At 74.5% G+C, this 11,571-nt stretch carries 9 protein-coding genes and 3 pseudogenes; 5 read left to right on the top strand and 7 right to left on the bottom strand.

Annotated features, from left to right (window positions below; all coding sequences use genetic code 11):
• On the top strand, nt 1–309 hold a 309-nt coding region (locus tag UK82_RS05395; protein ID WP_161849091.1), incomplete at its 5' end, for a transposase.
• Nucleotides 310–618: 309 nt separating this feature from the next.
• Here the strand turns inward: UK82_RS05395 and UK82_RS05390 are convergent.
• The gene (locus UK82_RS05390) at nt 619–1,530 is read right to left on the bottom strand and encodes an LLM class flavin-dependent oxidoreductase (RefSeq protein ID WP_052681407.1); all 912 of its coding nucleotides are present in this window, start codon (nt 1,528–1,530) and stop codon (nt 619–621) included.
• Nucleotides 1,531–1,680: 150 nt separating this feature from the next.
• Here UK82_RS05390 and UK82_RS05385 point away from each other — a divergent pair, with 150 nt between their 5' ends.
• Together UK82_RS05385 and UK82_RS05380 are read left to right on the top strand one after the other, a co-directional pair.
• A complete protein-coding gene (locus UK82_RS05385; RefSeq protein WP_052681408.1) occupies nt 1,681–2,127 on the top strand; it encodes a MarR family winged helix-turn-helix transcriptional regulator in 447 nt (148 codons plus the stop codon).
• Nucleotides 2,128–2,435: 308 nt separating this feature from the next.
• Nucleotides 2,436–3,245 carry an SAM-dependent methyltransferase gene (locus tag UK82_RS05380; protein ID WP_236705542.1) on the top strand — a complete coding sequence of 270 codons (810 nt, stop codon included), beginning with the start codon at nt 2,436–2,438 and terminating at the stop codon, nt 3,243–3,245.
• 57 nt (nt 3,246–3,302) lie between these two features.
• On the opposite strand, the pseudogene UK82_RS05375 reads toward UK82_RS05380, so the two are convergent.
• The 4 genes and pseudogenes from UK82_RS05375 to UK82_RS05365 form a co-directional block, all read right to left on the bottom strand.
• Nucleotides 3,303–4,654 (bottom strand): annotated as a pseudogene (locus tag UK82_RS05375) (glycoside hydrolase family 3 protein); the annotation flags it as partial.
• Nucleotide 4,655: 1 nt separating this feature from the next.
• Nucleotides 4,656–5,192, bottom strand: a pseudogene (locus tag UK82_RS35915) (beta-N-acetylglucosaminidase); the annotation flags it as partial.
• Nucleotides 5,193–5,385: 193 nt separating this feature from the next.
• Complete coding sequence (locus UK82_RS05370) at nt 5,386–6,174, bottom strand: SDR family NAD(P)-dependent oxidoreductase (RefSeq protein ID WP_044887631.1); 789 nt, start codon at nt 6,172–6,174, stop codon at nt 5,386–5,388.
• A gap of 217 nt (nt 6,175–6,391) precedes the next feature.
• The gene (locus UK82_RS05365) at nt 6,392–7,237 is read right to left on the bottom strand and encodes an enoyl-CoA hydratase-related protein (protein ID WP_044887632.1); all 846 of its coding nucleotides are present in this window, start codon (nt 7,235–7,237) and stop codon (nt 6,392–6,394) included.
• Between the two features lie 338 nt (nt 7,238–7,575).
• Here UK82_RS05365 and UK82_RS33525 point away from each other — a divergent pair, with 338 nt between their 5' ends.
• Complete coding sequence (locus UK82_RS33525) at nt 7,576–9,237, top strand: DMT family transporter (RefSeq protein ID WP_157866987.1); 1,662 nt, start codon at nt 7,576–7,578, stop codon at nt 9,235–9,237.
• Here UK82_RS33525 and UK82_RS05355 read toward each other — a convergent pair.
• Nucleotides 9,234–9,830 carry a dihydrofolate reductase family protein gene (locus UK82_RS05355; protein WP_044887633.1) on the bottom strand — a complete coding sequence of 199 codons (597 nt, stop codon included), beginning with the start codon at nt 9,828–9,830 and terminating at the stop codon, nt 9,234–9,236. The two genes, UK82_RS33525 and UK82_RS05355, sit on opposite strands and share 4 nt — an antisense overlap.
• Nucleotides 9,831–9,846: 16 nt before the next feature.
• Nucleotides 9,847–10,410 carry a metallophosphoesterase gene (locus UK82_RS05350; protein WP_055406508.1) on the bottom strand — a complete coding sequence of 188 codons (564 nt, stop codon included), beginning with the start codon at nt 10,408–10,410 and terminating at the stop codon, nt 9,847–9,849.
• Between the two features lie 79 nt (nt 10,411–10,489).
• On the opposite strand from UK82_RS05350, the pseudogene UK82_RS05345 reads away from it, so the two are divergent.
• Nucleotides 10,490–11,571, top strand: a pseudogene (locus tag UK82_RS05345) (MFS transporter); the annotation flags it as partial.

Raw genomic sequence — 11,571 nt, 5'->3', positions numbered from 1 at the left:
CTGCTCGCTCTCGCCGGCACCCACCCCGACCGCACCGTGATCTCCCACCGGCTCGCGAGGTTCTACACCTGGTGCGCCGACGCCGACGTCCCCGAGCTCGAACGCCTCGCCACCACCGTCAGCACCTGGTGGACCTGCATCGAAACGTTCCTCCACACCACGATCACCAACGCCGCCAGCGAAGGCTACAACCGCGTCGTCAAACTCGACGCCCGCAACGCCTACGGATACCGCAACCCCACCAACCAGCGCCTACGAACACGCTGCGCAACCACCCGTCGAGCCCGCGGATGCCTCAACCCCGCCTAACTTCGAAGAGCCTGGAAACAGTGGGTCGCCGACGGTTCCCCGAACGACCCTCATCAACTCGCCATGGCCGGCCTGTGCTTCTCCAGGCCCATCGAAGGCACCGCCACGCTTCTGCACGTGTCGTTTCGGAGTGAATCCGGCGAGGCCGACAGGTCCGACCCGGGTATCCGCGGCCTCGCCTTGACCGCGACGGCAAACAGCGACCACGACATGCGATGCTAGTTCTTCGGCAATGGGCATCTCGCGATTCCGTCCGTCTGCGCCCAACCCGAGCGCGAAGGGTTGGGCGCCATGACGACCGGCTGGTTGTCAGCCGACGTGGGTGGGCGGTAGGCCGCGGGAGGCGACCTCGGCGCGGACGGCCGGGATGATCTCGTGGGCCACGACCTCCTGTTCGGCGACGGTCGGGATGGCCAGCAGCAGGGCGGTGAAGCCGACCGCCACGATCTGCAGGAGCTGGTCGATCACCTCCTGGACGCCGCCGGTCACCGCGCCCGAGCCCGGCTGCGGCGGCGGCCCGACGCGCACGATCACATTGCAGGCGCAGGTGATCGCGGCGGGATCGCGGCCTGCGTCGCGGGCGGCCGCCAGCACGGACTCGCGCATTCGGCGGGCGCCCTCGAGGCCGATCCGGCCCACGGACGGCAGCCAGCCGTCGGCGAGCTCACCGGTCAGCGCGAGCGCCCGCGGCCCGTACGATCCGAGCCAGATCGGGATCGGATGGTCGGGTCGAGGCTCGATGCGGGCGCCGTCGACGGAGAACTCGCGGCCGTGCACGGTGGTCGACTCGCTCGACCAGAGCCCGCGGATGATCCCGATGGCCTCGCGCTGGCCGGTGATCTTCTGTCCGGGGGTCCGTTCGGTCAGTCCGAAGGCACGGAACTCCTCGTCATATCCGCCCCCGCCCAGGCCGAGGACGAACCGGCCGCCGGAGAGCCGGTCCAGCGTCTCGGCTGTCTTCGCGACCACCGCCGGCGGCCGGTAGGGCAGCGCGAGGACGTTCGTGGCCAGCTCGATGCGGCGGGTCTGGCCGGCCAGCCAGCTCAGGGCGGCCAGCGGCTCGACGGTCCGGCTGTGACCGTGCAGGTGGTCGCTCAGGCTGAACAGGTCGTAGCCGAGCTCGTCGGCGCTCTGGGCGAGGTCCAGGGTCTGCGACGCGGACAGCCCGCTCACCGCACCGCCGGCGCCGAACACCAGTCGGGACCCGTCCAGGCCGCTCACTGTCCATTCCCCCAGACGGGGTGGTGTCGAGCTCGCATCGCGATCATTTTTGTTTGTAGCACGTATAGTATGTATCACTAATCAATAAGGTCGGCAATGCAAACTGCCGGCGGTACAGTGTCTGCACGGCGACGCGAGGGGAGATCCGCGGTGGGCGCGACGTTCACGACACCGGTGGCCCTGGTGCGGCTGTCCTACCTGGTCAACTCGATCTACGCCGACGTCTGCGCCGGTCACGGGTTGTCCGTGCCGCAGGCCCAACTGATGTGTGTGCTCAAGGACCAGTCCCGCGGCATGGGCGAGATCAGTGTGATGCTGCGGCTGGACAAGTCCAGCGTCACCGGCCTGGTCGAGCGGGTGGAGCGCCGCGGCTACCTGCGTCGCGCCATGTCGGCGACCGACCGGCGCGCCATCACCGTCTCCCTCACCCCGGACGGCAAGCGGCTCACCGACGCCTTCTACGACGAGGTCAGCCAGCGGCTGGCCGACCTCGTCGTCGAGGTCCCGGCGGCCGACCGAGCCCACCTCACCCGCATCGCCACCGGCATCGTGCTCGATGAGGCCGTCCCCGACGTCTTCGGCGCCCTCGTCTCGTAGCGCCGCGGCGCAGCCGGCCGGCTGGCGACGGAACTGCTGACCCCTACCAGGCGGGAATTCGACGGCATCGCGTTGCGCCGTCAATTCCTGTTGCCCTGTCGATTCCTGAGGGTGGCCGGCTCGAGGGACGGGGGCGCCGGGAACCGGGGACGAACCTCTCCTATTGTCGGCATGGGCACCCGTGGCCGTTGGCGCCGATCGGGGCGGATCAGCGCAGTGGAGGGCAGTGGAGGGCAGTGGTGAACACGGAGATCGGCACGGATCCGCACGGGTCCGAGGGCTCGGAGGAGACGCCGTGGTGGCGGTCCATGGCCGACGACCCGAAGCCGGTGGACCTGCGGGTGGACCTGCCTCACCCGGCTCGGATGTACGACTACTACCTGGGCGGGAAGGACAACTTCCCCGCCGATCGGGAGGCCGCCGAGCAGGCCCGGGCTGTCGCGCCGAACGCGAGCATCGCCGCCCGTGCCAACCGGGCGTTCATGGCCCGGGCGGTGCGCCACCTGGCCGGCGAGGCCGGCATCGACCAGTTCCTCGACATCGGCACGGGGATCCCGACCAGCCCGAACCTGCACGAGATCGCCCAACAGGCCGTCGAGGGCGCGCGGGTCGTCTATGTGGACAACGATCCGATCGTGCTCACCCACGCCCGCGCGCTGCTCACCGGCACCCCGGCGGGGCGGACCGCCTACCTCGACGCCGACGTGCGGGACGTCAGGCGGATCCTGACCGCCCCGGAGGTCACGGACACCCTCGACCTGTCCCGGCCGGTGGCGCTGTCGCTGCTCGCGGTGGGCCACTTCCTGCCCGACTCCGACGACCCGGGCGGCATCGTCCGCCGGTTCGTCGACGCCCTGCCGGCCGGCAGCTACCTCGTCCTGTCCCATCTCACTCCCGACCACGACCCGACGATCGAGGCCGGCGCCAAGGCCTACCGCGCGCGTGGCATCCCGTTGCGGCCCCGGACCCGGGCCGAGGTCGAGGCGCTGTTCGCCGGGCTGGAACTGCTCGACCCGGGGCTGGTCTCCGTGCACCGCTGGCGGCCCGACGCCGCCGTGCCGGCCGACCTGACCGACGCGCAGGTCAGCGCCTACGGGGCCATCGGCCGTAAGCACTAGCCCGCCTGCCGCCGGCAGCCCCGCCGCCCACGCCCGGCCCGGCTCGGGGCGCGGGGGTCAGCAGGGGCGCAGCGTGGTGAGGCCGGAGCCGCGGGGGAGGGGACGACCCGAGGGGGCGGTCGCGGTGACAGGAAGGCGGCCGCGCGGCGGGGCGGTGCCGGTGAGCACGGCGGCCAGGGCCGCGATGGAGGCCGGATCGGTGGAGTAGACGGCCAGCCACGCGGCGGCGGCGGTCGGCGGGTGGTAGGGCGTGGCGGTGGAGACGACGACCGTGCCGGGGTCGGTGCGGGCGGGCGGCCCGGCGCCTCCCGCGAGGACGATCGTCACCGGGGCGGATCCGCCGGCGCTGCCGGGCCCCGTGGCGGCGGATCCGCCGGTGGTGCCGGGGGGCGTCGCGGCGGTCCCGCCGGCGGCGCCGGGTGCCGGGGCGACGACTCCCCGGGCGGCCAGGGCCGCGCGCAGACGGGCGGCCGCGGTGGACGAGCCGGCGACCGTGACCGGGGCGCCCGCGCGCAGGGGGAGGATCCCGCAGTCCTGCGTCAGGAGGGTGACGGACCGGGACGCGACCCGGGCGGCCACGGCGGGTCCGTCGCCGGCCGGAGCCGGGGTGGCATGCGCGAGGCGCCACTTCAGACGTAGCACGCGCCGCGCCGAGTCGTCGATGCGGCTGGCCGGGATCCGGCCGCCGCGCAGCGCGGCGAGCAGGCCGTCGCGGGCCTCGACCAGCCGCGGTGGCATCAGCAGCAGGTCGTCGCCGGCGAGCACGGCGCGCACGGCGGCCTCGCCGGGCGAGTACCGCTTGGTGATCGCCGCCATGTTCAGCGCGTCGGTCACGACCACGCCGTCGAAGCCGAGCTCCCGGCGCAGCAGCGAGGTCACCACCGCCGGGGACAGCGACGCCGGGGACTCGCCGTCCAACGCGGTGGCGAGCAGATGCCCGACCATCACCATCGGCGCCCCGGCGGCGACGGCGGCCCGGAACGGCGCCAGGTCGACGGCGTCGAGCCGCTCGCGGGACGACGCGACCACCGGCAGGTCGAGGTGGCTGTCGACCGATGTCGAGCCATGCCCGGGGAAGTGCTTCGGGGCGGCGGCCACCCCCGCCGAGGCGAACCCGCTCACGGCCGCGGCGGTGAGGCGGGCGACCGCGGCCGGGTCGTCGCCGAACGACCGCTCGCCGATCACCGGGTTGGCCGGGTTGGTGTTGACGTCCGCGTCGGGGGCGAAGTCGACGTTGATCCCGAGCGCGCGCAGGTCCGTGCCGGTCACCCGGGCGGCGTCGCGGGCGTCCTCGACACGGCCGCTCGCGCCCTGCGCCATCGCGTCGGGCAGCAGGGTCACCCCGTCGCGGATCCGCATCACCGGTCCCTGCTCCTGGTCGGCGGCGACGAGCAGGGGGATGGCCGCGGNGCCCTGCAGCCCGGCGGTGAGGCCGAGGACCTGGCCGGGGGCGACGACGTTGTCAGGTAACGCGCCCGGCCCGGTGCCCCCGGCGTCGAACAGGACGACGCCGCCGAGGCCGAGATCGCGCACGGCGGCGGCGGCCGTGTCCGTGCCCGCGACCGTCCGGTTGCCGGCCAGCGCGCTCGGCGCGCGGTCATCCGCCGACGTCCCGAACACGTAGCCCATGAGCAACTGGCCGATCCGCTGTTCGGGCGTCATCCGCGCGAGCGTCGACTCCACCCACGCCGTCTCCGCATCGTCGACCGTCGGCCCCGGGGAGGGGCTCGCCGTTGCGGAGGGCGCGGGGGACGAGGTCGGCTGCGCGGCCCCGACGGCCGCGGCGAGTGCGTCCCGGGTCGGGGGCGTGGCGCCGCGGGCGCCGTCTCCGCCGGCCCGCTCCGGACTCCGCCCGAGGCAGCCGGCGACCAGCAGGAGGCAGGCCAGCAGCGCGATGACGGCCCGCGGCGGCCGGCGCTGCCGTCCGCTCACCACAGATCGGGTCACCACAGATCCGCTCAGCACAGAGCGGGCCTCGCGTCCGGCGGAGCACCGGGGCTCATCCCATCGATGAGTGATCGACCGCCTTCCTGATCATTTGGGTGAACGAGGACGGCCGTGGGCCCGCCCTGCGCGGGCCGACCCGACGTGGTGGCTCAGGTACTGGGGTACTCGGGCTGGCTCAGGTACTCGGGCTGGCTCAGGTACTCGGGCGCAGGCCGCCGTCGACCTCGATGACGGTGCCGTTGACGAACGACGAACCCGGCGCGGCGAGGTCGCGCACCACGGTGGCTATCTCGGCGGGCGCCCCGCCGCGGCCCACCGAGATGCCCGCGACGATCCGTTCGTGCCACTCGGCCGGGATCGCCCCGGAGTACAGCTCGGTGTCCGGCACATAACCGGGGGCGACCGCGTTGACCGTCACCCCGTCGGGGCCGTAGTCGTTGGCGAGGCCGACGACGATCCGGTTGAGCGCCGCCTTGGTGGCGGCGTAGCCAGGGTCGCCGCCGGCGCTGCGCGCCGACCTGGAGCTGATCATGATGATGCGCCCGCCCGGCCGCCGGATCGCGGGGCCGAGCGCCTGCGTGACCAGCAGGGCGCTGACGACGTTCTGCAGGTAGAGGGTCGTGTGCCTTGCCGCGAGGTCGCGCAGCGAGGTCACCGGCGCGGGGTGGGTGCCGCCCGCGTTGTTGACCAGCACATCCAGGGTGCCGAACTCGCCGGTCACGAACCCGGCGAGGCGTTCGACCTGGTCGGGATCGGTGACGTCGGCGGCGAAGGGCAGGACGGGCGGCCCGCCGACCTCGGCGTTGATGTCCTTGGCCGCGGATTCCAACCGATCGGGGCGGCGCCCGACGATGACGACCCGGTCGCCGCGTTCGGCCAGCGCCCGCGCGATCGCCCGGCCGATCCCCGTCCCGCCGCCGGTCACCACGGCCGTCCCCGTCTGCTCGCTCCCCGTCTGCTCGCTCGCTGCCCGCTCGCTCATCGCAACGCCTCCTCGCGCCGGTTTGATGTCGCAATGCATCGGCTTGTACCCAGACGTCTCCAGTCTGGTCGATGCCCCGACGCGGGGCGCCCGTCACCCCCCGGCGGCCGCCGGGGTAGCGGTGCGGGTGGGGGACCGAGGTGATCCGGTAGCGCGGGCGGCGGCGATGATCTTGGCGGTGCGTGGAGGTGGCTGACGCCGCCCGCGTCGGGTGCCGTCAGGCCGAGGCGGGACGGTCCGTGTCGCCGGGGACGCGTTCGTGGAACTGCGGGGCGCGCTTCTCCCGACGGGCGGCGACGCCCTCGTCGAAGTCGAACGCGCGCAGGCCGGCGCGCATCACCGGCACGGTCGCCGCGTAGTGCGCCGCCAGGGGCGAGACGGCGGCGTCGTCGATCATGCTGCGGATCATCGCCAGCGAGTCCGGTGAACAGTTCAGGGCCAGGTCGCGGGCGTAGTCCAGGGCGGCTGGCAGCACCTCGGCGGCGGGCAGGACCCGCTGGGCGAGGCCCAGCTCGCCCGCCTCGGCGCCGAGGAAGACGCGGCCGGACAGCAGCAGGTCCGCGGCGGCGCCGGCACCGATCAACCGGGGCAGCAGCCAGGCCGACCCGTACTCCGAGTACAGGCCCAGCCGGGAGAACGGCAGCGACAGCTTCGCGTCCACGGCGACGAACCGGACGTCGGCCGCCAGGCTGACCGCGAACGCCAGCCCGGCCGCCGGACCGTTGATCGCCGCGATCACCGGAAGGCGCAGCGAGCGGATCATCGCGGGGCCGTTCTCCGGCGAGACGATCAACGAATCCCGACCCTCGACCGGCGTGTGTGCCAGCATGGCGAGGTCCGCGCCGGCGGAGAACGCCCGCCCCGCCCCGGTGATCACCACGGCCCGGACCCGGGGGTCGGCGTCGGCCCGCCGCAGCAGCGCGAACAGCCGGTCGCCCATCGCCACGGTCAGCGCGTTCAGCTTGTCCGGACGGTCGAAAGTGATCGTCGCGACCTGGTCGGTCACGTCGTACCGGACCGGGGCATCGTCATGCTCGAGGGTCGTCCGGGTGTCCACCGGCATCGTCCACCTGTCTCTGTCGCTTCTCTGTGACTCGGTCGCGTTGTCGCTCCGGTCACATCGGGCTGCCGTCCCTTCATACCGCCCGCGATGTTCGCGTGCGCGCTGTCCCGGGGTGCCCGCGAAGCGGTCGCGGTCGGCGTCCAGTGTGAGATGTAGCGCCTGCGGCGCCCGAACGGGGACGGATGAACGACCGCTGACCGCCATCTGGCCACCGGCATGACACCCTGTGGGGAACCGGCCGCCGATGCGGCCGGGCACACGCCGGGGGCCGGCGCCACGAGGCGACGGACGGACCGTCGCCGACGGGCGCGACGGGACCACGGCGGGATCGAGGAGGAGTGGCGACCTATCTGCTCGGCCTGGGAGCCGCCGTGTGCTTCGGGGTGGCCGCCGTCATCCAGCAGCGGGTGGCCTTCCGTGCGCCACCCGGTGACGTTCTGCGGCTGCGGCTGCTGCTGTGGCTGGTCCGCCGGCCGCTGTGGGACTTCGGCGTCGCCATCGGCGCCCTGGGTAGCCTGCTGGCCGGGGCCGCGCTGACCCACGGCGCCGTCGCGCTCGTCGAACCCCTGCAGATCTGCCAGCTCCTGTTCGCCCTGCCGCTCGCCGCGTTGCTCGCGCGCCGCGTGGTGCCGCGGCGGGACTGGTTGGCCGCCGCCGCGACCGCCGTCGGGCTCGCCCTGTTCGTGTTCGCCGGCAACCCGGACGCGGGCGATTCCGAGACCGCGACCTCCGGCGGCTGGGTCCTGACGGGAGTCCTCGTCGGGCTGATCGTGTTCGGCGCGGTCTGGGGGACGCGGGGGCTCGCGGCCGTGCGGCGCGCGCCGCTGCTGGCCGGCGCCGCGGGCCTGCTCTCCGCGCTGCAGGCTGCGCTCGTCAGTGCCGCCGGCCACCTGCTGACCGCCGACGGCGTCAACGCCCTGGCCCGGTCCTGGCTGCCCTGGGCGGTCGCGGCCGTGGCAGTGATCAGTGCGTTGCTCGCGCAGAGCGCCTACGAGATGGCCCCGCTGCCCGCGTCGCTGCCGGCGTCGGTCAGCGTCGAGCCGCTCGCCGGCGTCGCCATCGGTGTGGGGCTGCTCGGGGGCGGGCTGCGGCTGACCCCGCTTGCGATCGCCGGCGAGCTGCTCGGCCTGATCGTGATGACGGTCGGCGTCCGGGCGCTGGCGCGCTCGCCGTTGATCACCGGTCAGCTCTCGCGGCTCGCGGCGCGGCAGGCGCAGGGCCGGTTGTCCCGGCTGGAGGAGCAGGTGCACCACGACCTGGAGCGGCTGCGCCACGATCTGCGGCGCAGCCGGCAGGCTGGAACGAGCGGCCCGGCGGTACGACGCCTGCGCCGGCGACTACAGCGCGACCTGGACCGCATCGGCGAGGAGCTCGCGAGCCTCGCCGACGAACGGGACCGCTTCGAGGAACAGCTACGGCCGCGACGGCCGGCGCGGGCGGTCGCCGCGGTCCGGGCCGTGAGCCCCGAGTCCCACCGGCGGCGCCCGATGCCGCGCGCCGCCGGTGCCGCCGATGCCACCGATGCCGCCGGTGCCGCCGATCTGGCCGGCGCCGGCGTTGCCTGGGCCGGCGCCGGCGCCGTCCTGACGGATCTCGACGGCCGGACCGTGAGCGCCGATGCCCACTCGCCGATGCCGGGTGCCGCGGTTCCGACGGGCTGGGCGGACGCCGACGGGCCGGCCCGCGGCAGCGGACTTCCGACCGAAGCGACCGCGGCCGCCGCCGGGCCGGGCGCGCTCCCGTCCGGTTCGAGCGTGCCCGTTTCCGTGCCCGTTTCCGTGCCTATGCCCGTGCCGGGGCGGCCGCGGGACGCGCTCGGCGGCGATGCGGTGCCGCCGGAGGGCCTGATCGCGGCGCGGCGCGAGCTCGACGCGAGGGCTGAGGAACTGCGGCGGCAGGCCGACCGGCTGCGTCGCGCCACCCGCCGGATCCTCGCCGCCGACGCCGGTGGCCTGAGCCCCGGCCGGTCGCGTCATCGTCTGCAGGGAGCGCGTCGCTAGAGGGTGCTGGTGGCACGGTGGTGCAGGTGCACCACGCCGCTGGCGAACCGGCGCTCCCCGAGCAGCTCCAGCCGGACCCGGACGCCGTCCGGCAGCGCGCGCACGCCCCCGCCGACCACAACCGGCGTGAGGAACAGGTGAAAGTCGTCGACCAGGCCGGCCCGGATGGCGTGGCCGGCGAGGGTGGGCCCGCCGATGGAGACGTCGCCGTCGGCCGACGCGACCAGCCGGCGGACCACGTCCGGGTCGAACCGCCGCTCGATCCGGGTCCGCGACGTGGACGCGCCGTCGAGAGTCGTCGAGTACACCACCTTGTCGGCCGCCTGCCAGATCCGCGCGTAGTCCAGCATGACGGGACGCCGATCGCCGTCGGTGGGGCGGGTGTCGGTAGGGCGGGTGTCGGTGGGCATCGCCTCCCAGGCCGCCATCACCTCGTACAGGCGGCGCCCGTACAGGTAGGTGCCGATCGTCCGCTCCAGATCGTTGACGAAGGCGTGCACCTCCTCGTCGGGTACCGCCCAGTCGAAGCGTCCGTCGGCGTCGACCACGTAGCCGTCGAGCGACGTGATCACCGAGTAGATCAACCTGCCCATCATGCGCTCCCTCGGTTCACCCGGCCGTCGGCAGCGGGTGCAGGACGACGTCGTCGAGGCGACCGCGGGCGACCACCGCGGTCAGGTATGTGGCCGCGGGCTGGCGGCGACGGTCGGTGGGGGAGCCGGGATTGAGCAGGCGCAGCGTGCTCGGCGCCGCCGAGGGCGTCCGCGCTGCCGGGCCGGCCGCGCTCGCCGGCCCGGCAGCGCGCGCGACCGTCGAGTCCCACGGCACGTGCGAATGACCGAAGACCAGCACGTCGGCCTCGGGGTAGGCGGCGGCCATCCGACGTTCCCGTCCCCGGGCCGGGCCGGTCTCGTGGACGACCACGAAGCGCAGGCCGCCGAGCGTGGCCCGGGCGACCTCCGGCAGGACCGCGCGGACGTCCGGGCCGTCGTTGTTGCCGTAGCAGCCGATCAGCCGTCCCGCCCGCGCCGCGAGCTCGTCGACGGCGTCCCGGCTGATCCAGTCGCCGGCGTGCAGCACCACGTCCGCCTCCGCGATCGCGGTCCAGATCTCGGCGGGCAGTGCGCGTGCCCGCGCCGGAAGATGCGTGTCGGACAGCATGACCAGCCGCATCCGGCCAGTATCCGATGCGGCGTCGGAGCCGGCCGGGTGACCCCGCGGGCGGGCGACCGGCTGGAGACCGGGTGACCGGATGGGGCGTGCGGCCGTGACCGGCGGGACCGGCCCGTCGCGGCGTCGGAGCCTGGGCCGAGCTCGGGCGGCGACCATGATTGCGCTGTTCGTCCTGGCCCTGGTGTTCGCGAGCTGGGCGCCGCGGGTGCCACAGATCAAGACCGACCTGCGCCTCGGTGACGGGCGGCTCGGGTTGGCCCTGCTCGGCGCGCCGGTCGGTGCCGTCCTGACACTGTGGCTTGTCGGCCTCGCGGTGTCCCGTTTCGGCAGCGTCCGGGTGGTGCGTGCGGCCCTGCCCAGCTACTGCGCCGTCGGGGCGTTGTTCCCGCTGGTGGCCGGACAGTGGTCGCTGTTCGCCCTGCTCTTCCTGTGGGGTGCCACCAGCAGCGGCCTCGACATCGCCGCGAACGCCCAGGCCATCGGGGTCGAGCGCGGCTACGGTCGGCCGATCATGGCCACGGCGCACGCGGCCTGGACGGCCGGCGCGCTGAGCGGCGCCGGAATCGGTACCGTCGCCGCGGCGCTGGCGGTGCCCGTCGGCGCCCAGTTCGCCGTGCTCGGCGGGATCGGCCTGGCCGTTGCCCTGCCGGCCACCTGGTGGATGCTGCCGGACCCGGCGGGGCCGATGGCCGAAGCGTCCGGCGAGCGGTCGGGGGCGCAACCCGCGGCCGGGTGGTCGGCGCCGGCCGCGGTGGCCGAGCAGTCGCGCGCGCGGGGCCGTCGCCGGTGGTCGGCGCGGTTCGCCGCGCTGTGCGCCGTCTCGTTCGGGAGCTTCCTGTGCGAGGGGGTGGCCGCGGACTGGAGCGCCGTCTACCTCGCCGAGGTGACGGGGGCGGCCGCCGGGGTCGCCGGTGCGGGTTTCGTGGCGTTCACGGTGTGCATGTTCGCCGTACGCCTGGTCGGCGATCGCGCGATGGCGCAGTACGGGCCGCCGCGGACGGTGCGAGGCTGCACGGCGGTCGCGGGCGTGGGGTTCGCGGGCGCGCTCGCGGTCGGCACCCTGTCGTTCGGTTCCGCCGCCGGTGTGATCGGGTTCGGCGCCCTGGGCGTCGGCACCGCCTGCGTGGCGCCGGCTGTGTTCTCCACCGCCGGCCGGCTCGG

Origin of the sequence: Frankia sp. ACN1ag, from assembly GCF_001414035.1 — a bacterium.
Taxonomy (GTDB): Bacteria; Actinomycetota; Actinomycetes; order Frankiales; family Frankiaceae; genus Frankia; species Frankia torreyi.
Note: the sequence above shows the minus strand (reverse complement) of the source record. Positions and strands in the feature narration are given on the sequence as shown.